Genomic DNA, 24,899 nt, shown 5'->3' with positions numbered 1-24,899 from the left:
TGTCAGCCCTTGATGGCGCCTGCCGTCAGGCCGGCAACGATACGTCTCTGGAAGATCAATACGACGATGATCAGCGGCAGCGTTACGGTAACGGACGCGGCCATGATCTGACCGAACGGATATTCGTACCGGCTATTGCCGGCGATCAGGCCGATCGCAACCGGCACGGTCCGGTTCTCGTCCGTCAGGGTGAAGGTCAACGCGAAGAGGAACTCGTTCCAAGCCAGAATGAAGGCAAGAATGCCGGTGCTGGCAAGCGAAGGTCCCATGAGCGGCAACAGGATCTTCATCAGAATTCTGAAATGTGAGCAGCCGTCGATGATCGCGGCCTCTTCGAGTTCCCGCGGAAACTCGCGGATGAACGTGGTCAGGATCCAGGTCGTGAAGGGCACGGTCGACAGGAGGTAGGTGAGGACGAGCGCGCTTGGCCGGTTGAACAGGCCCATCCAGTTGATCAGCTCGAACATGCCGGAGAGAACGACGACCTGCGGGAAGATCGAGATCATCAGCACGATCATCAGTATGGTGCGCCGTTGCGGAAAGTCGATGCGCCCCAGCGCATAAGCGGCGCTGAGCCCGATGACGAGCGACAGGAACGTGGTTGAAACCGCGACATAGGCCGAGTTCAGCAGCGAGCCCATGAAAACGGGATTGTCGAGCAACTGGCGATAGTAGGTGAAGTCGAACGCCGGCATCAGCGCCGATTGATAGAGTGCCGAACCCTGCTTCGTCGAGGAAACGAAGGCCCAGTAATAGGGAAACAACGTGTAGAACAGGACGAGCAGGAGGGCCAGGATCTGCAGGCTTCGCACGACACGGCGCCGCATCCGGAAGTAGGAGGCAGGCCTGCGGACGGTCTTCGGGATGATTGCATCGGCCATGTCGCTCAGGTCCCCGCGGCTCTGTCGAGGCGAAGGACCCCGATGATGATGATGGCGACAAGCGCGACGAGCAGGAAGACCCAGGTCGATGCCGCTGAGCCGATGCCGAGCTCCTGGAAGCTGATCAGCCGGTCGCGCGCGTAGATGGAGACGGTCATGACGCTCTCGTTGCTCGCCGCCATCACATAGGCAAGGTCGAACATCCTGAGCGCATCGAGGGCGCGGAAGAGGACCGCTACGCCGATTGCCGGGCGCAGCATCGGCAGGGTGATCGACCAGAAACGCTTCCATGCCGGAATGCCATCGACCTCCGCTGCCTCGAATATCTCTGATGATATCAGCTGCAGGCCTGCAAGGATGAGCAGAACCATGAACGGGGTCGTCATCCACACGTCGACAAAGATCACGACGCCCATAAGGAGCGATCCGCTCGCCGTCCAGGGAATGCCATGATCGATGAGGCCAAGCCCGATGAGGAGCTTGTTGATAACGCCGAACTGGTCGTTGAGCATCCATTCCCAGATCTTCGTCGAGACGACGACCGGGATCGCCCAGGGCACGAGGATGGCGGCGCGCGCCAGCCCGCGGCCGGGAATGGCTTCATTGACGAGGAGCGCGATCGCCATGCCGAGAACAGTCTCGATCGCGACCGAGATCACCGTGAAGATCAGCGTGTTCTTGACGGCAATCCACCAGCTGCGGTCGTTGATGACCTCAAGGAAGTTATCGATTCCCGTCATTGAATAGACGGAGGGGTCGTCAAGATAGGCATCGGTGAAGGCGAAGAAGAAGGTGCGGCCGAGCGGCCAGAGTGCGACGACCAGCATGACGATGATAACCGGCAGCAGAAACAGCCAGGCCGCACGATGGTCGCGGCGGGCAAGCCGGGCACTCATTGCCGTGCTCCTTCGATCACGCCGGCCTGGCGGTTGAGAATGAGGCGTTTTCCATCGGCAGCGAAGGCAAAGATCGCAGTATCCCGGAAATTCAGGCCGACCTCCGTGCCGATCAGTTCCCTCGGCGGCTCGACATTGACGCGGATGACCCAGATGACGTCGCCGTTGATGCGGCAATAGGCAAAATGCTCATGGCCAAGATCCTCGATACGTTCGAGCACGCAGGTCATTCGTCCGTCTCCAGCGTTCACTAGCTGGATCGCCTCCGACCGTATGCCGATTTCGGCGATAGTTTGGCCCTCGGGGCCTGCATCGATAACGAGGCCGCCCGGGCCGGTCACCTTGGCTGAAGCTATCTGAACGGGCAGGAAGTTCATCCGGGGGCTGCCGATGAAGCCTGCGACAAACCGGTTGTCGGGGCTGTGGTAGAGTTCCTTCGGCGTGCCGACCTGCTCAATACGTCCGTGATTGAGAACGACGATCCGGTCGGCAAGCGTCATTGCTTCCGATTGGTCATGGGTGACATAGATCATCGTCGTCTTCAGATCGTCGTGGAGCTTGGCGATCTCCATGCGCATCTCCATACGCAGATCCGAATCGAGATTGGACAGCGGCTCATCGAAGAGGAAGATTTCGGGCTGGCGCACCAAGGCTCGGCCGATCGCAACGCGCTGGCGCTGCCCGCCAGACAACTCGCGGGGCCGGCGTTCGAGCAGATGATCGACCTTCAGCATCCGTGCGACCGACCGCACTTTCTCGCTGATCGCGGCCCTGTTCATGCCGAGGGTCTCAAGCGCGAAGCCGATATTCCGCGCAACATTCATATGCGGATAGAGCGCGTAAGACTGGAAGACGAACGCTACGCCTCTCTGGGAGGCGGGCACATCAGTCACGTCGTCGCCACCGATCCTCACCACGCCATTCGACGCGGAAATCAGGCCGGCGACGATGCGAAGAAGCGTTGACTTGCCGCAACCGGAGGGACCGACGAAAACGACAAACTCGCCGTCGATGATCTGCAGGTCGACATTCTGGATAACAGTATGCGTACCAAAATTCTTCGAAACGGATTCGAGCGAAACCGATGCCATTGTTCACCTGGGGGTATGAGACGGCAGAGGGCTCGCCACCCTATTCGATGGCGAGGCAGCGACGCGTTCCGGCAGCGGGTCATTCCCGCCGCCGGAGATCCGAAGAGCGTCAGCGGCTTTCCTTGAGTTTCTCAAGTCGACCGGCCAGCGACGTCAGGCTGGACTTGACCTCGGCACCGCCGGAAAGCATGTCGTGAACCGAGCGGTAGAAAGCCTGCGACACGCGGTTGTAGCTGGTACCGGTGTAGCCGGACGGGCGCACGGCGCTATCGGCAAAAGCCTGCTGGTTATCCTTGAGGAAGGGTATCTTCTCGAGGACTTCCGGATCGCTATAAAGCGCCTGGATCGACGGATTGAGCGCCGCCTTCAGCGCACGCATCTTCTGCATGTCCGGGCCGGTGATGAAGTTCACAAAGTCGGCCGCGACCTCGGGCTTGGCGCTGTATTTGTTGACGCCGTAGTACATCGGGCCAAGGCATCCGCTCGACTTTTCGCCTTCCTTGCCGACCGGGAGGGGCATCACGCCGACCTTGTCGACAACATTGCTCCCCTTTTCATGTGAGGTGCCCCAGACATAAGGCCAATTGCGGTGGAAGACCGCGTTGCCGGATTCGAAGACGGCGCGCGACTGCTCCTCATCATAGTTGAGGACACCCTCGGGGCTGATCGAGCCGATCCAGCCCTTCGCCTTTTCGAGCGCTGCGGCAGCCTGCGGGTTGTCGATGGTCACCTTTCCATCGTCGGAAATGATAGTGCCGCCGCCGTTGGAAGCAACAAGTTCGATTGCGTCGCAGGTCAGGCCCTCATAGCTCTTGGCCTGCCAGGCATAGCCCCACATGTCGGCCGAACCCGCAGCCCTCTCCTTGTCCTGAATTTCCTTGGCGGTGGCAGCCAGCTCGTCCCAGGTCTTCGGCGCCGCCTTGCCGTATTTTTCGAGCAGGTCTTTGCGGTAGAACATGAGCCCGACGTCCATATAGGCCGGCATAGCAATGAGATTGCCGTCGAGTTTGGCCGCGTTGAGTGTCGAGGCGAAATGCTTATCCTGGTCTGCCTGCGGGATCATTGTCTTGAGGTCGAGCAGGTTGCTCTTGAACATGCCGAGCCAGATCACATCGAGGAAAAGAACGTCGACGTCCTTGGATTTGGCGGCGAGCAGCTGCTGATAGATTGGGATCGCGTCGTCGAGAAGCGCGGGCATCTTGTTGATCTTGGCCTCATTGCCCGTCTTTTCCTTCCAGGCATTGGCAACGTTCGTGCAGAGCTCGAATTCCGTCGGCGAGCAAAACACGGAAATGGTTTCGGCATGTGCGCTGCTACCCCAGAGGGCTGCAGATATCGCGAATGCGGCAAGGCTTTTCTTCAGCATCGATTGTTCCCTTCGTTGATAACGCTTCGGCATTATGCGGAGCTCTTTGTCTCCTTGCTTCCAATAGGACTGGTTATGACCAGTCATGTCAACATGGACTCTGCCGGCGGTTGCGTCGAAGATACAAAACGGCAAGAGTGCTCCACACAGCACAGGATCGGATTCAAAGATGCAGCAAGCGCCGGCATCATTCATCGCGCCACAGGGCGGCATCGACCGCAACGATCCTCGCCCCTTGCACAGGCAGGTCTACGAAGCACTTCTGGCGTCCATCCGCGATGGCAAACTGCCGCTGCGCGGCAAGCTGCCGTCAGAACGGGAACTTGTCGATCTCTACAATGTCAGCCGGATCACGGTGCGCCATGCCGTCCGCGAATTGATTCAGCAGGGCGTGATACACAGCCAGCCTGGAAAAGGACTCTACGTCGCCGAGCGTGGCGGCGGCTTCGAACTGCAGGTTCTGAAAAGCTTCACCAGCATCGCGATAGCGAACGGGCGAAGTCCTGGCCATCAGCTGATCGAGGCGAGCATCGTGCATGCGCCGCTTGAGGTAAGCCGTCCGCTGTTCCTGGCGCCTGGCGCCGAAGTGGTTCTCTTGTCGAGGCTTCGTCTTCTCGACAACATACCTGCCGTCGTCCAGACCGATTGGATACCGGCTTCACGCGTTCCGGGCCTGCTCGATCTCGACTGGGCCGTTGCCAACCGGTCGCTCTATGCCGAGCTTCGCGAGCGCTATGGGATTCATCCGAAGCGCGGGCAGACAACGCTGAGCGCGCGCCTTGCAACGGATCAGGAGGCTGTGATGCTCGAGCTGCCGCCGCCAGCCGCGGTTCTCACCGTGGACCAGATCGCTTTCGACGATCGCAACCGCCCGGTCAACCTGACAGCGCTGGTCCATCATCCTGCGCGCTATCCTCTGACGCTGCTTCAGTCAGAATCAGGTGATTTCACGCAGTATTGAGCCACGCTGTCCCCAGTACACGGCGGCTGGATGCGAAGTTCCCCGCGAACGCGAAAGCGTAGAAGCCGCATCGTTCAGGTTTTCGGCGATCTGTGTCGTGACATGACGGCCGGCCTGCTTCTCAGAGGCGGAGCTTCCGGCAAACGCGGCTCGGTCTGTCCTGTTTGCGTATATGGCCCTGTTTGCGAACCTGAAGCCAATCATCTTAACCGTTAAATTCCTTGGCCAACCCTCTGCGAATGAAAGGTAAAATTTACCAAGATTTGTAACGATCCGGCTCAATTCAAATCGCGGAGGGAATTTAGTGAAGACTGCCACGCTCGCATCCATAACCTTGGCGATGTCGATCTCCGCCGCCAGCGCCCAGACAATCGGCATCTCGATGTCTGACCTCGACAAATTCAGAACGCTGCTGCTGAACGGCGTCGTTAGCCACGGGCAGACGATATCAGGACTGAAGCTCGTTACCGAAAACGCCAAGGGCGACAATGAGCTGCAGAAGAAGCAGGTCCAGAAGCTCATTGCCGACAAAGTCGACGCGATCATCCTTGCGGTCTCCGATGGCGACCTCGGTCCGCAGATGACGAAGATGGCGGCGGATGCCGGCATTCCGCTTGTTTACATCAACAATGTTCCCTCCAACCTGCTCGATCTGCCGGAAAATCAGGTAGTGGTCGCTTCCAACGAGAAGGAGTCGGGAACGCTGGAGACGAAGCAGGTTTGCGCCCTCCTCGAGGGCAAGGGCCGCGTCGTCGTGCTGATGGGCGAACCCTTCCATGCGGCGGCTCGCGCCCGCACCCAGGACATATCTGACGTCATCGCCACGCCGGAATGCAAGGGCCTCGAAATCGTCGAGCGGCAGGCGGCCTATTGGTCGCACGATTATGCGGACCAGCAGATGCAGGAATGGCTGGCCGCCGGCGTCAAGTTCGACGCCGTTATCGCCAACAACGACGAGATGGCGCTTGGCGCGATCCACGCGATGAAGAAGGCTGGCATGCCGATGAAGGACGTCGTCGTCGCCGGCGTCGACGCGACGGACGATGCGCTCGCGGCGATGGAGGCCGGCGATCTTGACGTCACCATTCTCCAGAGCGCCATCGGGCAGGGGGCTACTGCGGTCGACGCTGCGGTCAAGCTCGCCAACAAGGAGAAGGTGCCCCGGGAAAACAACGTTCCCTTCGAGCTCGTGACACCTGAAAACATCGCCAAATATCTGCCGAAGAGCCAGTGAGCATAAGAGGCCTATCATGTTGCATTTCTGGAATAAATTCGGCATTCGCGCGCAGATCACCTCGGGCTTCGTGCCGCTGATCCTGCTGATGAGCCTTCTCACCGTCAGCGCCATCTCCGGCATGAGCGGTCTTGCCGGCATCTTCGCTTCCTATCGCGCCACAGCTGGTCAGAGCCTGGCGATCTCGGACTACAGCGACCAACTGCACGAGATCCAGATGTCGGCCGAGGCCTTCCGCTCCACGCCGACGCAGGCCGTCGTCGACAGCTTCCGCGCCGGCGTCAAAGCGTTCGAGGCGGACGACCCACGGTTTGCCGGCAACAAGGACCTGCAATCCGGCCTTGCGGCAATCCGTCAGGACATTACGGCCTACGGCAAGGCGTTCGAACAGATCGTGTCCCTTCAGGCGCGCCGCGATTTGCTGATCTCCAAGGTCACCGAGTTCGGTCCCTGGACCAGCATCGCGCTCAACGATGTGATGCGCAGCGCCTGGCGCCAGAACGACGTGGCTCTGCTGCACATGACGGCGGCGACGCTGGAAGCCTTGAACCGCAGCCTCTATTTCTCTGAACGCTTCGTGCATTCGAACGACTTTGCCGCCTATGATGCGGCGCAGGCAGCGCTCGCCGAAGCGGTGGCGCTCAATGATGCCGCAGCCAAGGCTGCCAAGAACGAGCTGCAGAAGAAACGCCTGATGGGCGCCGGCCAGCTCATGCAGAATTACACAGCCCGTCTCGGCGATATGAAGGAAGTATTGCAGGCATCCGGCAATATCCGTCAGACGCAGCTCAGCGTACTCGCACCGAAGATTTCGAGCGCGTTCAAGGATCTGCAGGTAACCGTGACCGGCGCGCAGAAGAACCTGGACGGTTCGGTCGAAGCAACGGTCGCTGCCGCGACCAGCACGACGCTGGTCATCAGCGGGTTGTTGATCGTCATCGGCCTCCTGCTCTCCTATTTCGTCGGCCGCCTGGTTTCCTCTGCCGTTCGCGGCATGGCGCAGTCCATGGAGCGGCTTGCCCGCGGCGACGAGACCATCGTGATCAAGGGCGTCGAGCATCGTCACGAGCTCGGTGCCATGGCGCGCTCGCTGAAGGTCTTCCAGGAGACCGGTCGCGCCAAGCTGATCGCCGAAGCCAATGCCGAGCGCGCGCGCCTAGCAGCCGAAGAAGAGAGGCTACGCCAGGAAGCGGAGCGCCTCAGCGATGCCCATGTGATGGAGCATGCCTTCCGTCAGATTTCGGTCGGCCTGGATGCGCTCTCGAAGGGCGATCTCTCCGTCCGTGTTGGCGAAGTCGACCACCGCTATGTCGGGATCCGCGATCACTTCAACAACTCGGTCGCAAGCCTGGAAGAAGCAATCGACGCCGTTATTCGCGCGGTCACGACCATCCGGTCGGGCCTTGCGGAAATCTCCACCGCCTCCAACGACCTCGCCCGCCGCACCGAGCAGCAGGCCGCTTCGCTGGAGGAGACGGTTGCGGCGCTCGGCGACGTCACCCGCGGCCTCAACGGAACGGCGGAAGGCGCCAGCCGCGCCCAGTCTGTCGTGGCAACCGCCCGCACCAACGCGGAAAAGGGTGGTCAGATCGTCTCTCGCGCCATCGCGGCAATGACGGAAATCCAGAACTCCTCGTCGAAGATCGGCAACATTATTGGCGTCATCGACGAGATCGCCTTCCAGACCAACCTCCTGGCGCTGAATGCTGGCGTTGAAGCCGCGCGCGCCGGTGAAGCCGGCAAGGGCTTTGCTGTCGTCGCCCAGGAAGTGCGCGAGCTCGCCCAGCGCTCGGCCAACGCGGCAAGGGAGATCAAGGAACTGATCTCCACCTCCTCGACGCAGGTCAAGACCGGCGTCGAACTGGTCGGCGAATCCGGTGTCTCGCTCGAACAGATCGTCGAGCAGGTGACTGCGATGAATGCGACGGTTGCGGAGATCGCGGCGGCTGCCCGCGAGCAGGCCACAAGCCTGCGCGAGGTCTCGGCCGCCGGCGACCAGATGGATAAGGTGACACAGCAAAATGCGGCGATGGTGGAACAAACCACGGCCGCAGCTCAGAGCCTGACACAGGAAACGGAGAACCTCGCGGAATTGCTGTACCGGTTCCGGACAAGCAGCGCTCGCGCCTCAGAAAATCGGCATTATGCGATGGCATCCTGACGCGTTCGGTCGTTCCCAATGGGGCAGTTTATGAAGGTGTCATCTTCAGAATTGCCCCACAGGCCGAGCGCGACATCGTCGAGCGAGGCCAATTGCAGCGCAAGATCAAAAGGATCTGAAAAGCTCTCCGAAGCGGTGGCGCTGGAGTCCTAGTCAAGACTGTCGTGCGAACGCGCCGCTCCCGAAATTGGTAGGCCTAAAACAATGAGGAGCCGCACGTCGCCACTATCGTTCGGCTTTGGCTTGTGTCAGTTTCATGTGGTGCTTCGCACAGCTTGGACCATGTAAATCGGCATTACCATGCGATGAAGGCTCTCGCCTTGGTGACGTAGAATGCGCATAGTGGCTTGGCGGAGGTGCGCGTTCAAACCGTGCGCGCTGCGTGGACTGGGAGGAGGGCCCAATGACCACGATCCATGAGAGGCAATATCGCACGCTGCTGACATCTGCGGAGACGGCGGTCACGATGATCCCGTCCGGGGCGAAGGTCGCGATGCCGCTCGCCGCCGGTCAGCCACCCGCACTCCTGGCAGCACTTGCCGAGCGCGCTCGTGCACGAGCAGTCGAGGATGTGCGCCTCTACTATCTGCTTTGCGCCGGCGTCGCCGGCAAAAGCGTATTCGATTTCGAATTGCGTGACCTGATCGTCCCGATGAGTTACTTTCATTCGGGCGTCGAGCGTGCGCTCGACAAGAGGAGATTGGCGGAGGCGTTGCCCGCCGTCGATCTGGTGCCGTGTCATTTCAGTCAGGTGCCACGCTCCATGATCGAGCATGTCGGCGTGGATACGTTGATTGCAACCGTTTCTCGGATGGATGAAGATGGCAATTTCAGCCTTGGCGCCAGCACCGATTATGCCCTGACAATATCGCGAAAACCCGGACTTCGCCTGATCCTCGAAGTCAATAGCAATATGCCTTACGTGCGCGGCGATTGCATGATCCCCGTATCAAGCGCGACGGCACTTGTTGAAAACAACATCAGCCTGCCGATATTGCCCGCCGCCCCTCGCAACGAGGTCGACGACGCCATCGGAGCGATCATTGCTGGTCTGGTGGACGATGGCGATTGCCTGCAGATGGGCATTGGAGCTCTTCCCGATGCCGTATGCTCGGGACTTTCTCGACATCGCCACCTTGGCATCCATACGGAAATGATGACGCCGGGTCTTGCCAGCCTGGTCAAAGTGGGCGTGGTCGACAACAGTCGCAAGCAGACACATGCCGGGCGGTCCATATTCACCTTCGCACTGGGAGATCAGGCGCTTTACGACTTCCTGGACAACAATCCGTCAGTCGAGGCCTATCCGGTCGATTACGTGAACAATCCCTTCGTCATCGCACGGAATGATCGGGTCGTATCGGTCAACGCGACGCTACAGATCGATTTGAACGGCGCGTGCAATTCCGAGTTCGTGAACGGACGGCAATTCAGTGCGTCCGGCGGCCAGGTTGATTTCGTGCGCGGTGCTTATGCCTCTCGCGGGGGACGATCGATCATCGCCTGTCATTCAACTGCGGCGAATGGCACGCTTTCGCGTATCGTTCCGACGCTGACCGGACCGGTGACGACATCGCGCAACGACACCCATATCGTCGTTACGGAATATGGATGGGCGAACCTGAAGGGTAAGTCCGTCGCCGAGCGGGCGAGCGCACTGATTGGCCTGGCCCACCCCGATTTTCGTGAAGGGCTCGAGCGGGCAACCCGTGAGACGGGCCTCTGCTAGCCCTGTCGCTCCTCGAACGATCATCGGCTTCAATACAGGTGTGCATCTTCACCGCGCGGTTCAGACCGCAAGGACGACAGCCCCACCCGCCAGGCCCGCACCGGCGGCGGCCATGAGAAGGCGCTCTCCGGGTTTGAATGGTTTGCGGCGATTCTCAACTGAAAGGGAGAGCGGAATGGTCGCAGCCGAAGAGTTGCCGAATTCCGCAATCGTGCTCACAAGCTTGCTTTCTTCCAATTCGAGATTGTGGCGAACCGCGTCGCAGAGGCGGGCATTGGCCTGGTGCGGAATGAAGCGATCGATGGTGGAGATCGTTGCGGTGGCCTCGTTGATCGCCTGGCGCGAGGTGCGTGTCATCAATTCGACAGCACGCGAGAAGACCTCGCGCCCATCGCGCATCGTCATCAGCACCTGGTCTGCTGCGGTTTCGGAAGAGAAGGGCCTGTTACTGCCGCCGGACGGTATGGTGATGAGATCATAGCCACTCCCATCCGAAGCCAGGACGGCTGCCTTGAGGCCGCTTTGACCGTTGCTGCATGGGACAAGCACGACCGCGCCGGCGCCATCGGCAAACAGAACGGCGCTGGCGCGTTCCGCCGGGTTGATGCGGCGGCTGAGAATATTGGCGGCCACGACCAGCACTGCTCGGCCATGTGCTCGCACGAAGCCGTCTGCCAGTGTCAGCGCGTAGAGAAAGCCGGAGCAGGCTCCGGCAAGATCGATGGCTCCGGAATTTTTTAAACCGAGCTTGTGTGCCAGCAGCGGCGCCGAGGGCGGCAAGAGATGGTCCGGCGTCGAGGTGGCGAGCAGGATCATGGCGATCTCGCCCGGCGCAATCGCAGCATCCTCAAGGGCCATTTTCCCGGCTTCGGCGGCAAGGCCGCTCAATGTATCCCCATCGGTTGCCCAATGGCGGGATCGGATGCCGGTGCGCCTTTCGATCCAGCCCTCCTCAAGGCCGAGCCGGCTTTCGATTTCCGCATTGTGGACAATGCGGGATGGAACTGCGTGACCGAATCCGGCGAGCCGGGAGGAGAGGGGCGTCACGACACAGTTTCCTCGAGAACGAGCGAGGCGACTTCATCGATCGCGTCATAGGCGACAGCGATATCCTCGGCGCTCGTGCAATAGGGTGGCATCAGATAGATGACGTTTCCGAGCGGGCGCAGAAGCAGCCCTCGTTCGCGAAACAGCCTGCGCAGGCGCGGCCCCACTTCGGCGAGATAGCCGCCGGACGGCACAGCAAGATCAAGGGCGGCGATCGTCCCGCATTGCCTGACGTTTACAAATCTCGCGTCGGTCTGGAAGCGCTGCAGATGCTTGGCGTGCAGCACAGCAAGTTCGGTAATCCGGGTTTCCACCGGTTCATCGTGCCAGACCTGCAGATTGGCGACAGCCGCCGCACAGGCGATTGCGTTAGCGGTATAGGAGCTCGAATGGAAAAAGGTCTTGCGCCGATCGCGAGACAGATGAGCCTCGAAAATCTCGGCGGTGCAAAGGGTGGCTGCCAGCGGCAGGGTGCCTCCGGTCAGACCCTTCGATGTGCAGAGGATATCGGGCGCCACGCCCGCCTGTTCGCAGGCAAAACGCGTTCCGGTGCGACCCCAGCCGGTCATGACCTCATCGGCAATGAACAGGCAGCCGTGCCGGCCGGCGATTTCCTTCAAGGCGGAGAGGACCGCGCTCCCGTAGAATTTCATCCCGCCGGCGCCGAGCACCAACGGTTCGATCAGGATAGCGGCGACTTTTCCCGAACGGCAGATGGTTTCGAACGCATCGAGCGTTTTCTGCTCCCGACCGGGTTCGGGAAAGGGGAGGCGGTCGACGCCGAAGAGCAGCGGCTCGAAGGGGGCGTTGAACACGCCGCGCTCTCCGGCGGACATCGCGCCGATCGTGTCGCCATGGTAGCCATGTTCCATCACGACGATGCGATCACGCGCAATGCCGCGATTGTGGAACGTGCCGAGCGCCATCTTGATCGCCACCTCGACGGCCGTCGACCCGCTGTCCGAATAGAAGACGTGTTTCAATCCAGAGGGTGCGAAGGCGAGCAGGCGTTCAGCGAGAAGTTCTGCGGGTTCATGGGTAAATTCGGCGAAGATGATCTGGTCGTAGGCTTCTGTCGCCTCGCGGATTCCTGCCATGATGGCGGGATGGCGATGGCCATGAGTTATCACCCACCATGACGAGATCGCGTCGAGTATGCGGTTGCCGTCCTCGTCGAACAGATATGCGCCTTCGGTCGCGACGATGCGCTTCATCGGCGGTTCCAGGGCATGCTGTGTGAAGGGATGCCAGACGGGCGAGGGGGTCACGCGCGTGCCTCCATCAGGGAGGCAATGTCGAAGTGCTCGTGAAAGGCGCGGCGCAGTGTTTCAGCAGTCAAGTTTTCCAGCAGCGGCAATCGCCCCAGCGCCTTAACTTGCCCGATAGTGGCGATGGTCGCCTGGCTGTCGGCATTTTCCGGTCCGATGAAAGCGACACCAAAAATGGGAATGTCACGGCTGCGCAGCGCCTCGATGGACAGGAGCGTATGATTGATGGTGCCGAGCGACGTTCGCGCACAGAGAATGACGGGAATGCGCCAGCGGGCGAAGACATCGGCAAAGACCGTTTCTTTCGTGAGTGGGACCAGCAGGCCACCAGCCCCCTCGATAATCAACGGACCGTCGCATTCCGGAGGCTCAAGCCTGGCAGCGTCTATCTCGACACCATCGAGGCGCGCCGAAAGATGCGGCGAGACCGGGGTGGAAAGCCGATAGGTCTCCGGCAGGATATGGTCGGACGGCAGGCCGCTCAGCCGGACGACGGTGTCGCTGTCCGTCTCGTCCTCCAGTCCGGATTGCACGGGCTTCCAGTATCGGGCGTTGAGTGCACCCGCTAGCGCCGCGGCGAACACGGTTTTGCCGATCCCGGTATCCGTGCCGGTTATCACGAAACGGGCGGTCATTTCCTGTGTTTCTCCATGGCGTCGGCAAGGCAATCCAGCATGCTCTCAATCTGCTCCTGACCGACATTGAGCGTAATCGAGAGGCGCAGGCGCGCCGTACCTTCCGGGACGGTTGGCGGACGGATCGCGCGGATGTCGAACCCCTGAGCCTGAAGAGTGTCGGCAATTCGTAGCGCACGCGCGTTGTCGCCGATAACGACCGGCTGGATCTGCGAGCCGCTCGGTTCCATGCCGAATCGGCTTCTCAATCCATGGCCGACAAAAGCGACCAAGCGTTCGAGGGCCTCGCGACGCCCGGGTTCGTCATCGAGCATGCGCAAGGCCTCGCGCACGCCCGCCGCCATGAGAGGTGAGGGGGCGGTGGAATAGATGAAGGCGCGGGCACGATTGACGAGATAGTCGGCAAGCACGCGGGGGACCGCAAGCAGGGCTCCGGAAACGCCCAGCGCCTTGCCGCAAGTATGCAGGGCAAGCACGTTGTCTCGGCCTTCCAACCCCGTCGCCAATCCTCTGCCGTTTCTGCCGAAAACGCCGGTGGCATGGGCCTCGTCGATTACCAGGAAGCCCTCGTGGCGTTCGGCAATATCGGCGAGGGCGGCGAGCGGCGCTCTGTCGCCGTCCATGGAATAGAGGCTCTCGACCGCAATCCAGGGACGCCCCCTGCCGCCCTTCCGGCGCCAGTTTCGGATCGCCTCATCGAAGGTGTTTGCATCGTTGTGTTCGGCGCTGACGGACGCTGCCTTGCTCGCTGCAAGGCCCTCATGGGCGCTCGCATGAATGAGGGCATCGTGCACAATCAGATCTTCGCGCCGGGGCAAGGTCGAGAAAAGTGCGGAATTGGCGGCGTAGCCGCTGCCGAAATAAAGCACGCGTTCCGTGCTGAAAAACTCGGCGGCTTCCACTTCCAGCGCCTCGTGTTCGGAATGGTTGCCACGCAGCAGACGCGATCCGCCTGCGCCCGGCGGAACGCCCCTTTCCATCGCCGCCATGATCGCCGCCTTGAGGCGCGGGGCGCCCGCAAGTGCAAGAAAATCGTTCGAGGTAAAGTCCATGCCACGCTGCGGCGCCAGGCTGCGCAGCCGCGCCTTGCGCCGCAGGCCCTCCAGCGTGGCGGTATAGTCCGAAAGTATCGCCGTCACACCGCCGGCTCCAGCGGCATCGGAGAAAGGCCGAGACGGCGGAAGAGCGCCGTGTCGTGATCGTCGCCGGGATTGTCTGCGGTCAGCAGCGTGTCGCCAACAAAGATGGAGTTGGCGCCCGCGAAGAAACAGAGCGCCTGCATCTCGTCGCTCATCTCGGTGCGTCCGGCCGAAAGGCGTAGATGCGAGGCTGGCATCAGGATGCGCGCGAGTGCGATCGTTCGCACGAAATCGATCGGATCGACAGGTTCCGCGTCTGCCAGCTTCGAACCGGGAATGGGGATGAGCTGGTTGATCGGCACGCTTTCCGGCGGCACGGGCAGGTTTGCCAGCGTCAGCAGCATGGAGATCCGGTCATCGACCGTCTCGCCCATGCCCAGGATCCCCCCGGCACACACCTTGATGCCGGCCATGCGCACCGTTTCCAGCGTATCGAGCCGATCTTCAAAGCTTCGGGTGGTGATGATCTCCGAATAGAAGCGCTCGGACGTGTCGATGTTATGGTTGTAGTAGTCGAGGCCAGCTTCCGCGAGTTCGCCTGCCTGACGCTCAGTCAACATGCCGAGCGTCATGCAGCTTTCCATACCGAGCGCTTTCACACCCTCGACCATGGCGACCAGCGTGTCCATGTCGCGGTCCTTCGGGCTGCGCCAGGCCGCCCCCATACAGTAGCGGGTCGCCCCCGCATCCTTGGCTTTACGCGCCTCGGTGAGAACGCGCTCGACTTCCATCAGCTTCGAGGCCTTCAGGCCGGTCGGGTAGTGGGCGGACTGACTGCAATACCCGCAATCCTCAGCGCATCCACCCGTCTTGATCGACAAAAGACGGCTCATCTGCACGGCGTTGGGGTCGAAATGTGCGCGGTGAATGGTTTGGGCACGGAAGAGCAGATCGCTAAACGGCAAATTATAGATTATTTTGGCGTCGTCCAGCGAGATGCCTGATGGGCGCGATGCAGAAATCATCAAAAATTCAGAAGTTTGATCGCTTTTTTCCACTTTTTCCGTCCCTCCGATTCAAATTATGGATAGAAAATATTTTTATCGATAATTTTGCAAGAGCAATTCGGAAACAATTGAGCGAAACTATCGGTGCCGAACGTCCGTCGTACGTGCCAGCCTGTGCTTTTTGAGGGGGAACTTGATTGCGCAACTCGGATAAGAGCGGCGGGTTCTGTGAAGGCTTACGTCAACCGTTGTAAGACAGGTGCGGCAGATGTCGACGTAATTCACGAGAGGGTGGCGCATTCAGCGCCCGGGTGTCATGCTCCCGGCGTCCTACCGAGCCACCACTATGATTTGTGTCAAGCTAAGAGCCGCCCGCTATAAAACGCGCTACTCACTGCCTGTCTGCTGGTCAGGGATTTAGGCAGCTTGAATGAGGGCCGCAGGCGCGACCTCTGTCAAAGCAGGCATCGTCATTGCTCAAGATTGATTAAATTCGCCTTTTTCGCGAAGGTGAAGTATCCCGAGCTGGACAACCTTGATCAAGTCCGACATCCGCGCGCCTCGGCTATTCTGGTACTCTTCCAGGCTAGGCGTACTGAGTGTGACATAGGTCAGCGCGGTAACGCGCTTGTCTCTCACTGCTTCGGCCCCAAGAGCCCAGATCCGATCGAACAGTCTTCGATCTGCTTCCTTGTTCGACATGACGGTCCCTTAGCTATTCTATCGCTGACGGTTACATGGACACGCCAGCCTCTGATTGGGTTGATCGGCCTTACGCAGGTCGAGGTTGGTTCGCCTTCAGCGCAAACGGCGTGCCCTCACTTGAAGCACCCCGACGCCTTCTCGACATCCGCGCTTGATGCCTTTCTGGATCGCCCCGACCATTTTCGTTGCCGCCTCCGGCGCGCTGATGGCGATAGGCGAAGCGGATCAATGGCAGCGGGATTGGGATAGGCGCTTGCGCTGCAGGCCTCGCTGCCAGGATAGATCCTGAAGATACCCAGGTGTGGATCGGTCGTGACCGCTGTAATACCCGCTTCATGTGCGGCGCGAATGATCGCCTCATGCACGGCATCGGGTTCGGCGTGTCCGGTCAGCACCTTCAGACAAATTCTCACCGCCGCAAAGAATTCCTCACCATCGTCGATGGGCCAATCCTTCAGCAACAATTGTGCAGCCTCGTGTGCGGTACGGATCACTTTACGATCTTCGCCTTGTGCGGAAACAAGAACAATCGTCGGAAACCTTCTTGATATATCGCATCTCATTGCCCTGAACTCCGTTGGAAAGCCAACGCCATTGCCAAGCCCATGGTTTGGGACCGGATTGACGACACAGGCTCGTCAACCAACTTCGGCGGCGTTTCGGCAAACATGTCACATATGATCCCCTCGATTGGGCGGCGCAGGCGTCCTGACGGCCTGTTTCTTCCCATCGGTGTCGAAAGAGTTGGCCAGATTGATTTCCAGCCGGCGAGCCACCGTCTCGAGGAGCCGCCTGAATTCTTCTGACGTCACGCCATCGGCGCGCATTACGGCAGCGATCAACGGATCACGAAGAACTTCTGATATTGTCAGCTCCTCGTCCTTTCCGGCAGTCTCGCTGGCGTAGCCTATGACCGAGTGCTGCGCGAGCGATGCTGCTTGCGAACCTGTCGCAGCCGGAAGGGCGGCTTTCGAGCGTTCGGCATAATCCATATCAGTGTCTCTCGTGGTGGAAGAAGGACTTGTGGATGCGAGGCGCCTGGAAAGCGAACGGAGCTCGCACTGCGAGCCTTTGAAGTCCAATATCCAACTGCGTCCACGCGGCGGGGCGTGTTTCGGAAGACATTCCTGAACAATCGCCGAGACGACAAGGCGAGCGAAGGATGTGTTACTGGCCGCTGCCCGCATGGCAAAAGAGCGGTGCCCGATTGCGACACGGGCGTCGCAATCGCAGACCGGGCCTGCATCCGCTGGCAGAGCGATCGAGGGGCCTGGTTTGCAACGGGTGTCGGGGCAGTCGACATGCAAATGGGGTGGCAGCCCGGCTGTTGATGCGAGGGCGGCCGTCAGGACTTCGGCCTGACGCGGATCGTCGCCCGCGAGAACGATGAACGGATTCTGCGCGTAGTCCGCGATCAACCGGAGTGCCGCGGTCCCTTGCGCAAATTCCGGCAGCGCCAAGACATTGGCCGAAAAGCGTGCAGCCAGATAGCTCGACAACTTTTCCGTCTTCAACCAGCCGAGATCATCCCGGCTCGCCCACGGGAGATGGCCCACGTTGATCTCATCGACACGATCGGCATCCATGAGAAGGAAACGATGCGCGCCAAGGGTCGCAAGCTCGATAGCAATCTGCGAGCCTAGGCCGCCGCATCCGACGATGACGAAGTCGATGTCGCAAATCTGCTGGAGGCAGCGAGGCGCCGGGAGGGAGCCAAGACGATTGTCTGTGGCCAGGACATGTTCATCCTGCGCCCTCATGTCGGAAGGGTTCGGCGAGACGGCAAATGCAGGCTTGATGACATTGGGGCCCTGTTGCTCGGCAGCATCAGCACTAATGCCGGGAAACAGAGCCCCTCTGCCGCCCCGCCCAACACTGTGGGCGAAGAGGTTGGGGAAATCGACGCGCGCCGTGGCAACCGCTTGCAGCTGTTTGGACCGATGATGGGCCATCACATCACCTCCATCTCGCTTTTCGCAGTTGCGTCGATCGTCTCGGCGCGAGGACTGCAATTCTTGCCCATCGCATGGTCTGCCGCTTTGGGGACCACATGGAATTTGCCGTCGTACCAGAGGAAGACATTGTCGCCGCTGTCGTCGATCTGTCGCCGGCCCATTCGAGGGTCAATCGGCTCCTTGCCGCGCAAGAGCATCTGTCCGATGTCCCAGGCTTGGCGATCGAGAATTTGCTGGCGTTCTGCAAAATGGGCTTGGCGGTGCGCTATGGGCTCTTCTGCAAGCAGCCTGTTGACGAGAAACTGGATGCGGCCGCTCCACGAAGGTATGGCGGCGATGTCTGGGAGGTCGAGGAGGACATCGCCGCCGAGACGCTCTATTCCATTTCGAGCGATATCGATGAGCGGGACTTGCCGCGCGGCATAGGCTATTATGGATGCAGCCTTTCGGGCGCGGCGCTCAGGATCCGCTTCGGCGGAAAGACATGCCATGCGGAAGGCGCACTCCCAGGGAATGGTGTAGGCCGTATGCAGGATGCTTTCGAGCGTCTGTAGGTCGTTCTTGTACGGGGAAACATACTCGAATTCGTCAGGCAGGCATGCTGCCGCCGAGGCCGTATACAGCCCTAGCAGGACATGCCCGGCCTCGTGAAGCAATTGGGCTGCGGTCTCGGCATGATCACCGTCCCGCAAACGTTCTCTGGAAATGGCGATGATGACGCTACCGGGCAATTCAGTCGAACTCGATACCGAACAGGCCGGTTCGCGCCGCACGCCAACGTAAAGCGTATGCAGGCTGTCGATCAGACGCTGATGCCCGTACATGTCCAATTTCGCGATCAGCGCGAAGACCCTCTCCATATGGCCGGCGATTTGGTCCAGCTCCTCCTCGCCGGTGACGATGCGGTCGAGACCTGGATCGTCCTGCATGCATTGGTGGAGGAGGGATTGCATCACGCGGCTTCGTGCCGGACTTTCCAAGGGGACAAGGCCGATGCCACAGGAGAGCCGGCGCGCCGGCTGACGTTCGAGTTCAAGATCCGATGCGATCATATCCGTCTGCAGATAGTCGCTGACGGCCCGGGCATCGGGGCCGTCGGCCTGCCATTCCACACTTCGTGTGAGCCCACCCATCCAGGCTGCGAGCACGGATGAGCGATAGGGGTCGGAATTGACCGGTCCGGCAATGGCTGCTGGAAGCTCCAGCAAGCGAGTGTATCCGCCATCCGCCAGGCCGGGGAAATAGGCTGACAGCGCCTCTGTACCGGTCGAGCAGCCGGCGAGCTTCGACGCTGCCGCGAGCGCGCGACCATATCGGAAGCGTCGCTTCGAAAGATTGCGCGTTGCGATGCGTCGCAAGGAGACGGTGCTTGCCATCAGGGGATTGGCCTTGAGCACATGGCGCGCCTCATCTGCCACTTGTTGAATGCGGGACGCGGACATTGACAGCCTCCTTGGGTTTATCCTCAGCCAGACCAAGATTTCATCTTGGGCGAAAATGCTCCGTGTCGGGCTGGCTTTGTCCCATCGGAGCGGTGAGCGTCGTTTTCTGTGACGCACTATTGCTCAAGGGCGTCATCCGCCCGCCAGTTCGGCGTTAAAAATCCGTAAAAAGCGCGTAAACAAAGAAAAAGCCCCCGTGATAAAGGGGGCTTGGATTTTTGAAGGTCACCTACCGGGATTCAGATGGCGAGGGCTGACTGTACCGCGGTTCGCGCATTCGGCAGGCCCGACCCGAAGAAAAAGGCCATATCGATGGCGTCTTCACCTTCGGCGTTCATGCAATCTGCCGTTAGTTTTCTTGTTCCGGGCGCGACAACGGCATCCAGGCGGGATGCTGCTTTCAGAATGGACTTCACACGAGGCCCCGAGAGGCGGTCAGCAGCGTTGTGGCGGCTCTTGTAAGCCCGCTGTATCAGCGCGCAGAGCCCGCCCACTTGTGCCGACGCGCCGGAAGTGCCGCCGAAGCTCGTGTAGTATCCACCCCCGATGCCCGGGTTGGTTCCGAAGGGCACGATGGCCGACCATGGATCCGAGCCTTGATCATAGCCAAAAATTCCCGACAGGTCCGTCGTCAGCAGCGAGAAGTGTGAATAGTAGTATTCCCGGCTCCGAGGGGTGTTGTAGTCGTGCTGTGCGGCAAACGGAGAAAGCCGGTCGAGGCGCAACTGATGCCGGTTGAAGACCTCACCGTCGTTGGAGGGGCAGACCACCGTCAATCCTTCGCCATAATTGCTGTAGCCCGAACGGAAACCTTCGACAGTAACGGCCCCCACGGCGATGATGCCGTTATTGTCGGCGGCGAGATTTGCCGGGTAGATCAGCTGACTTTCCGCACTGTTTCCTGCGGCACAGACGATAGGGATCTGGCGACTGATAGCGAGGATGAGCTGTTTGAGGATGTGCCAAGGGCGGTCGGGATTGGAGCCTTTCTGCGATGCCTTTGGCTCCAGTTCGGGCGCACCCAGGTCGGCGAAGGCAATGCGCGTGAAGAGATTGGCGGCATCCTGGTTCTTCCAGAGTTCCAGATCGGCCTTCAACTCGTTCTTTGGATCGACCACACCGCGTATCGGGTCCGGCAGGCCACGCGGTAGGACGATCACGTCCGCCTTCTGATGATAGGCATAGAGAAAGGCAGCAATGAACTGCCTGACATCGTCTTCGAAGGACGTTCTGATCGAGATGAGCCTAGAGAAAGGGTCAACCCCGAAATAAGGGATGACATTACGGTTGCCGCTCGTGCGCAACTCCTCGCCATCGCCGTAAAAAGCTCCTTCCGGCGGAAGAGCGGGCGTACCTTCTTCCGAAACAACGGCGGGTTCGCCGACGATCAGCCCCGCACAGCAGGTACCATGCGATGCAAAAAGCGATTCCGGATTGTAGAGCCGCCGCAAAACGCCCTCCGATGCGGCATATTCGGCAACGAGATCACTGAGATAATCTCCATCGTCGTTTGAAAGGCCGATATTTCCGAGCGGAGCGATGTTGAGTCCGGCAAAGAAGGCATGCTTTTCTTCTCGGTCAAATGAGCTGGTCGTATCGAGAATTTCGAGAATGCGTGCGCCGTAGCGATGCGTCGTCAAGTCGATTGACGCCTCCCGGTCGAGCCGTGTCGCAAGATTGGGATGATCCGCAGATACACCCACATCGATCAAAGCAACGCGAGCGGGTCGCAACGGGCCGGCAGAGGCGATATCATCCCAGACCGTACCGGTGATGATGGGATCGGGCAGCGCGCGTGCCGCGCTCTCATCGGGCATGGGTGGAACAAGCGGAGGCGATCCATATTCGGCGTCGACCACGCCAAGCGCGGTCAAGTGCCAGAGATAATAGTAGTTTATCGGCGTGAGCTCAGGCATTTGCGATTGATCCGTCATGGTTTTACCCCTGTTGAGCAGCTGGCGAATTCAGACCCATTCGTGGTGCACGGCCTGGAACAAAGGACCGAAGGCATCGTGGAGGTAGGGAGCGAAGCGGCGGGCGAGATCGCGACCGGCCTGCGTGTCACTCGGATAATGGAGACCAGCCCATTCGCGGTTCTCTGCGACGTTCTGGGCAATGCGGGCAAGCTCGTCGGTGGCCGGATGTTCCGGTAGGATCGTCGAGAACGCGAAAGCGATCGAAAAGCACTGGAAGGCGTGGTTGCTGGGATAGGATTCATGCACCGGCACGGCCAGCAATGGCCGCAGCATGGGCTCGAACTGATTTGGCCGCTGCCGGTTGAACTTGCTCTTGTAAATCAGCCCGACATATTCGCAGGCCGTCAGGATCGCCTGGAAAAGTCCTTCCGTCTGCTCGTAACCGCCAAGATCCTCGATGTACAATGCTCGCGTGAATTCCGAGACCGAGATCGTCGACTCGAGCTGGATGTCGGGCAGTCGCCGCACACGTTCACGGTCGCGTCGCTGCATCGAGAGCAGCACCGTCGTTTCGAGACGGGTATAATCCGGGCCGGGCGGCGGCAATATATCCAGCATCTCCCACGTAAAACGTCGCGCTGCGGTATAGGCGTTGCGTGACGGTTGCTGGTGCAGCCGCCGCAATTCGAAGGCGGGGATAAGCTGCGACACGCCGAGGCTGGCGCCATCCATCGTCGACTTGTTCTTGTTCTTATTTTTATTTTTATTCTTGTTTTTGTTCAGCGACGCCTTGTTGAGCACGGACTTGTTCGCCACGCTCTTGTTGAGGACCGAGGCGGCGGCCATCGTCGCCATCATGGGACCTGCATCGGGCGATTCCTCCTGGCCCGTGTTGAGCGTAAGTGCAGTTTCGGAGGTTGCTGTCGGGGCAATCGGCAGTACACCAGCGACAGGAGCCGTCCCTTCGTCCTCCCTCGGTTCACATGGAAGAACCGCATCCGGCTCAATCTTGAATTTGTAGTGATTGAGGAATAAGACAATTTTTGATTGTGGCTCTGGGGTTATTTCCGCTTCCATTGCAGCCTCCTTGTGCAAAGTTCAGAAAAATTATCCGGGGTTCAGCGCAGCTTGGCGCCGGCCTTCACCAAACCGTCGATCAAGATCTGGCCGCCGCCTGTATTAAGGAGCGGATAGCCGCTAGCTCGGAAGGCGTTGATGGAGAAGCCGTCCTCGACTGCCGCAAGTCGCTGCAGATAGTGGCGTGCGCCGCCGAGATCATCGAGGTGCGCATGACTTGAGGCGAGGTAGCGTAGCAGGCTGTTGAACTTCGGCCGTGCCCGCAAGGCCTCTTCGCCGGCAGCTATGGCCGCTGCGTGATCACCGGCAAGTGCTGCTGCTATGCATTTCGTCGTGTCAAAGTAGTATTTGTGTGGGCTGTAGACGCCGAGTTCTTGCACCCAACGCGCCATAGCCATGGCCTTGTCCGGCTGGCCTGCATAGCAGTGGAGCATCGCGTAGAGATCCCAACTGAGCGGCAGGGCCGGGTTCAGACGGATCGATTTTTCGAACAAGTTGGCTGCGTAATCATACTCGCCGAAAAGGAACGAGTGGACATGGCCGACAAGCGCGAGCGATACGGAATTGTGCGGATCGATTTCCAACGCCTTGCGCGCGTAGGACTGGGCTTCCTCAATCAGATGCGCATCAAGCGCGTTGAACCGTTGGCCGACCTGGAACGTTCGGATGAAGGACAACCACGCAAAAGTCGATGACCGTGGTTCATGCTGGATCTGTTCTTCGAGGCGTTGCTCGGCGTTAGCGAGGTCGTCACGCGACAGGCGAAAGATCGCATTGACGGCGTCGATCAGCAGCCCATCCTGCGACAATCGATTGTCGTTCGACTGGGTCTCCTGGAAATAGGCCAGTTGATCGACGGCCTGGCTGATCAGTGCAGCGGCGATGCCGAACTCGCCGCGCTCGAATTGCGTGCGGCTCATTGCCTGACTGCCGAGCCAATGAATACGGTTGTTGATCAGGTGCTTCATCACCAGTTCGACGAGCACCATGCTACCGTCAAACGTTAGCCGAAGCTGAAGGGACATCGGAAGGCTGATCTGCCCCTCGCTCTCCTCAATATCCGGCAAAGTAAAAGAGAGGTCGGTGACGCCAATGGCGAGCCCATCGGTGACGGCTTTTGCAATGAGATTCTGGAACCGCGTGGCAGCAATTTGTCCGCCATCTCCGGCACCTATCACGATGGGGGACTGAAGAGCCATGACCCATCGCCAGCCGCCGTCGCCTCGCCGGCGATACGTCTCGCTGCCGCCAGTCTCCACGGCTTTGCCTTGTCTTGGCGCATCTCGGGATGCTGTAAGGGGCAGCAGCGTGGAATGTCTGGCGATATCACGGTTCGGTTCTTGACGGGGCTCGAATACATCATGGACCTGGCCTTCATCGAGGCGGCGATACCAGTTCTGCCGTTCAAGCGTAAGCCAGTCCTCGAATTCCGGATCGCGGATGTCGATGCCTTCGAGCAATTCGTCAGTGATTTGATCAGCCGATCGCTCCGTCCGAACCAACACGTCAGTGTCAAGGACAAGCCGGTCCATATCCAGCCAAACGGTATTCTTGTCGGCTACCAGGAGATTACGAGCCGGTCCCAGAGTCTTGTGGATGTCCAGTAGGGCCTGACGCAGACTCGCTGCGGCCTGGTCGTCAGAACGATCACTCCACAGTTTGTCCCTGAGCCAGATCCTCGAGCGCGAACCACGGGCTGACAACGCAAGCATTGCCAAAAGGGCCTGGGCTTTTTTGGATTTCGGAGTAACCGACCGTCCTGCGGCGTCCACCAGGGCAAATGGCCCGAGCAGGAACATCCGAAACGGATTTTGCTCCTTGTTCATGCGATCCACCGGCCCCGCCCCCGTTGGCTCCGGTACGCTCGTGTGGCAGCCCGAAGATCTAGCATCCGGAGTCCACTCTGTCACAACTGAGGCGTCTGGCAAGCAACCGACAAGAGAAATCGGCATTTCGAAAGGTATACGGGTGACCTGGCGATGATTGAACTGAAGCATAACTGGCTGAAATCCCTCCGCGTAACTTCGCAGACCGGCCGTAACACCCTGGCGTCAAAGCAGCGTCAAAGGAATGTTGTACGCCTTCGGTCACCCTCCAGGCGCTCCCGAATGTTCCGATACGCTTCATTGTCGTTTGTCCGCTTTTCGGATCAGACATGCAGATGATGCTGCCGCGGCATTCTGAATGATGACGTGTCATCAGTCCGATAGCCTCTTAGCGTTACTCTTTGATTGGAGAGGCTTTTTAGCTATTGCGCGAAAGTGTCAGTAACGATGCCCTTCAAAAATCGGTCTCGTTCGCTGTAACAGAGCGATCTCGGCCTGCGTGCTTGCGGCGCGGCATCTAGATCTCGGGAGGGGCGGGGAGAGGGCGCCGAAACAAAATACGGTTGGGTCGCCTGGCCTTTCGTCCAATGAAGGGTTCTCCACGGCCACAAGCTGCATCGTAC

Annotated in this window: 20 protein-coding genes; 4 read left to right on the top strand and 16 right to left on the bottom strand. The window is 59.8% G+C overall.

Annotated features, from left to right (window positions below):
- Positions 1-2: 2 nt before the first annotated feature.
- The 4 genes from FHT93_RS26750 to FHT93_RS26735 form a co-directional block, all read right to left on the bottom strand.
- Positions 3-881: a carbohydrate ABC transporter permease gene (locus FHT93_RS26750; RefSeq protein WP_112545382.1), complete on the bottom strand. Its 879-nt coding sequence runs from the start codon at positions 879-881 to the stop codon at positions 3-5.
- A gap of 5 nt (positions 882-886) precedes the next feature.
- A complete protein-coding gene (locus FHT93_RS26745) occupies positions 887-1,777 on the bottom strand; it encodes a sugar ABC transporter permease (protein ID WP_183850296.1) in 891 nt (296 codons plus the stop codon).
- Positions 1,774-2,868 (bottom strand): ABC transporter ATP-binding protein, encoded by a 1,095-nt coding sequence (locus FHT93_RS26740; protein WP_183850294.1) that lies wholly within the window; start codon positions 2,866-2,868, stop codon positions 1,774-1,776. The genes FHT93_RS26745 and FHT93_RS26740 overlap by 4 nt, the downstream gene beginning before the upstream one ends.
- 109 nt (positions 2,869-2,977) lie before the next feature.
- Complete coding sequence (locus tag FHT93_RS26735; RefSeq protein WP_183850292.1) at positions 2,978-4,234, bottom strand: ABC transporter substrate-binding protein; 1,257 nt, start codon at positions 4,232-4,234, stop codon at positions 2,978-2,980.
- A 169-nt stretch (positions 4,235-4,403) separates the two neighbouring features.
- On the opposite strand from FHT93_RS26735, the gene FHT93_RS26730 reads away from it, so the two are divergent.
- The 4 genes from FHT93_RS26730 (at position 4,404) to FHT93_RS26715 (ending at position 10,319) form a co-directional block, all read left to right on the top strand.
- Positions 4,404-5,195: a GntR family transcriptional regulator gene (locus tag FHT93_RS26730; RefSeq protein WP_112970434.1), complete on the top strand. Its 792-nt coding sequence runs from the start codon at positions 4,404-4,406 to the stop codon at positions 5,193-5,195.
- A gap of 304 nt (positions 5,196-5,499) precedes the next feature.
- Complete coding sequence (locus tag FHT93_RS26725) at positions 5,500-6,429, top strand: substrate-binding domain-containing protein (protein ID WP_183850290.1); 930 nt, start codon at positions 5,500-5,502, stop codon at positions 6,427-6,429.
- Between the two features lie 16 nt (positions 6,430-6,445).
- Positions 6,446-8,590 (top strand): methyl-accepting chemotaxis protein, encoded by a 2,145-nt coding sequence (locus FHT93_RS26720; RefSeq protein ID WP_183850288.1) that lies wholly within the window; start codon positions 6,446-6,448, stop codon positions 8,588-8,590.
- A 403-nt stretch (positions 8,591-8,993) separates the two neighbouring features.
- Positions 8,994-10,319: an acetyl-CoA hydrolase/transferase family protein gene (locus FHT93_RS26715; protein WP_183850286.1), complete on the top strand. Its 1,326-nt coding sequence runs from the start codon at positions 8,994-8,996 to the stop codon at positions 10,317-10,319.
- Positions 10,320-10,379: 60 nt separating this feature from the next.
- On the opposite strand, the gene FHT93_RS26710 is transcribed toward FHT93_RS26715, so the two are convergent.
- The 12 genes from FHT93_RS26710 to FHT93_RS26650 form a co-directional block, all read right to left on the bottom strand.
- Positions 10,380-11,366 (bottom strand): beta-ketoacyl-ACP synthase III, encoded by a 987-nt coding sequence (locus FHT93_RS26710; protein WP_183850284.1) that lies wholly within the window; start codon positions 11,364-11,366, stop codon positions 10,380-10,382.
- Positions 11,363-12,634 carry an adenosylmethionine--8-amino-7-oxononanoate transaminase gene (locus tag FHT93_RS26705; RefSeq protein ID WP_183850282.1) on the bottom strand — a complete coding sequence of 424 codons (1,272 nt, stop codon included), beginning with the start codon at positions 12,632-12,634 and terminating at the stop codon, positions 11,363-11,365. The genes FHT93_RS26710 and FHT93_RS26705 overlap by 4 nt, the downstream gene beginning before the upstream one ends.
- Complete coding sequence (gene bioD, locus FHT93_RS26700; protein WP_112545392.1) at positions 12,631-13,269, bottom strand: dethiobiotin synthase; 639 nt, start codon at positions 13,267-13,269, stop codon at positions 12,631-12,633. Before bioD ends, FHT93_RS26705 begins: the two co-directional genes overlap by 4 nt.
- Positions 13,266-14,408 carry an 8-amino-7-oxononanoate synthase gene (locus tag FHT93_RS26695; protein ID WP_348649809.1) on the bottom strand — a complete coding sequence of 381 codons (1,143 nt, stop codon included), beginning with the start codon at positions 14,406-14,408 and terminating at the stop codon, positions 13,266-13,268. Before FHT93_RS26695 ends, bioD begins: the two co-directional genes overlap by 4 nt.
- Complete coding sequence (bioB, locus tag FHT93_RS26690; RefSeq protein ID WP_183850280.1) at positions 14,405-15,373, bottom strand: biotin synthase BioB; 969 nt, start codon at positions 15,371-15,373, stop codon at positions 14,405-14,407. The genes FHT93_RS26695 and bioB overlap by 4 nt, the downstream gene beginning before the upstream one ends.
- Positions 15,374-15,832: 459 nt before the next feature.
- Positions 15,833-16,057 carry a hypothetical protein gene (locus tag FHT93_RS26685; protein WP_112545395.1) on the bottom strand — a complete coding sequence of 75 codons (225 nt, stop codon included), beginning with the start codon at positions 16,055-16,057 and terminating at the stop codon, positions 15,833-15,835.
- Positions 16,058-16,173: 116 nt separating this feature from the next.
- Positions 16,174-16,623 (bottom strand): DUF982 domain-containing protein, encoded by a 450-nt coding sequence (locus FHT93_RS26680; RefSeq protein WP_113210298.1) that lies wholly within the window; start codon positions 16,621-16,623, stop codon positions 16,174-16,176.
- 108 nt (positions 16,624-16,731) lie between these two features.
- A complete protein-coding gene (locus tag FHT93_RS26670; protein WP_246781742.1) occupies positions 16,732-18,012 on the bottom strand; it encodes a ThiF family adenylyltransferase in 1,281 nt (426 codons plus the stop codon).
- Entirely contained in the window at positions 18,012-19,457 is a 1,446-nt protein-coding gene (locus FHT93_RS26665; RefSeq protein ID WP_183850278.1) for an HEXXH motif-containing putative peptide modification protein, read from the bottom strand. Before FHT93_RS26665 ends, FHT93_RS26670 begins: the two co-directional genes overlap by 1 nt.
- 239 nt (positions 19,458-19,696) lie before the next feature.
- Positions 19,697-21,391: a S8 family serine peptidase gene (locus FHT93_RS26660; RefSeq protein WP_112970363.1), complete on the bottom strand. Its 1,695-nt coding sequence runs from the start codon at positions 21,389-21,391 to the stop codon at positions 19,697-19,699.
- A 30-nt stretch (positions 21,392-21,421) separates the two neighbouring features.
- Complete coding sequence (locus FHT93_RS26655) at positions 21,422-22,450, bottom strand: phosphatase PAP2 family protein (protein WP_183850276.1); 1,029 nt, start codon at positions 22,448-22,450, stop codon at positions 21,422-21,424.
- Positions 22,451-22,491: 41 nt separating this feature from the next.
- Positions 22,492-24,447: an SARP family transcriptional regulator gene (locus FHT93_RS26650; RefSeq protein ID WP_112970365.1), complete on the bottom strand. Its 1,956-nt coding sequence runs from the start codon at positions 24,445-24,447 to the stop codon at positions 22,492-22,494.
- Positions 24,448-24,899 lie beyond the last annotated feature (452 nt).

The sequence above is a fragment of the Rhizobium sp. BK379 genome (genome assembly GCF_014193955.1).
GTDB lineage: Bacteria > Pseudomonadota > Alphaproteobacteria > Rhizobiales > Rhizobiaceae > Rhizobium.
The sequence above is the reverse complement of the archived record's forward strand: the minus strand, read 5'-3'. Positions and strand labels throughout refer to the sequence as shown.

Excerpts from the sequence above, each read along its gene's own strand:
- FHT93_RS26740 (WP_183850294.1), bottom strand. The coding sequence starts at position 2,868 with ATGGCATCGGTTTCGCTCGAATCCGTTTCGAAGAATTTTGGTACGCAT.
- FHT93_RS26685 (WP_112545395.1), bottom strand. The coding sequence starts at position 16,057 with ATGTCGAACAAGGAAGCAGATCGAAGACTGTTCGATCGGATCTGGGCT.
- FHT93_RS26715 (WP_183850286.1), top strand. The coding sequence starts at position 8,994 with ATGACCACGATCCATGAGAGGCAATATCGCACGCTGCTGACATCTGCG.
- FHT93_RS26735 (WP_183850292.1), bottom strand. The coding sequence starts at position 4,234 with ATGCTGAAGAAAAGCCTTGCCGCATTCGCGATATCTGCAGCCCTCTGG.
- FHT93_RS26650 (WP_112970365.1), bottom strand. The coding sequence starts at position 24,447 with ATGCTTCAGTTCAATCATCGCCAGGTCACCCGTATACCTTTCGAAATG.
- bioD (WP_112545392.1), bottom strand. The coding sequence starts at position 13,269 with ATGACCGCCCGTTTCGTGATAACCGGCACGGATACCGGGATCGGCAAA.
- FHT93_RS26730 (WP_112970434.1), top strand. The coding sequence starts at position 4,404 with ATGCAGCAAGCGCCGGCATCATTCATCGCGCCACAGGGCGGCATCGAC.
- FHT93_RS26750 (WP_112545382.1), bottom strand. The coding sequence starts at position 881 with ATGGCCGATGCAATCATCCCGAAGACCGTCCGCAGGCCTGCCTCCTAC.
- FHT93_RS26655 (WP_183850276.1), bottom strand. The coding sequence starts at position 22,450 with ATGGAAGCGGAAATAACCCCAGAGCCACAATCAAAAATTGTCTTATTC.
- FHT93_RS26680 (WP_113210298.1), bottom strand. The coding sequence starts at position 16,623 with ATGAGATGCGATATATCAAGAAGGTTTCCGACGATTGTTCTTGTTTCC.
- FHT93_RS26670 (WP_246781742.1), bottom strand. The coding sequence starts at position 18,012 with ATGGCCCATCATCGGTCCAAACAGCTGCAAGCGGTTGCCACGGCGCGC.
- FHT93_RS26720 (WP_183850288.1), top strand. The coding sequence starts at position 6,446 with ATGTTGCATTTCTGGAATAAATTCGGCATTCGCGCGCAGATCACCTCG.
- FHT93_RS26745 (WP_183850296.1), bottom strand. The coding sequence starts at position 1,777 with ATGAGTGCCCGGCTTGCCCGCCGCGACCATCGTGCGGCCTGGCTGTTT.
- FHT93_RS26660 (WP_112970363.1), bottom strand. The coding sequence starts at position 21,391 with ATGACGGATCAATCGCAAATGCCTGAGCTCACGCCGATAAACTACTAT.
- bioB (WP_183850280.1), bottom strand. The coding sequence starts at position 15,373 with ATGATTTCTGCATCGCGCCCATCAGGCATCTCGCTGGACGACGCCAAA.
- FHT93_RS26665 (WP_183850278.1), bottom strand. The coding sequence starts at position 19,457 with ATGTCCGCGTCCCGCATTCAACAAGTGGCAGATGAGGCGCGCCATGTG.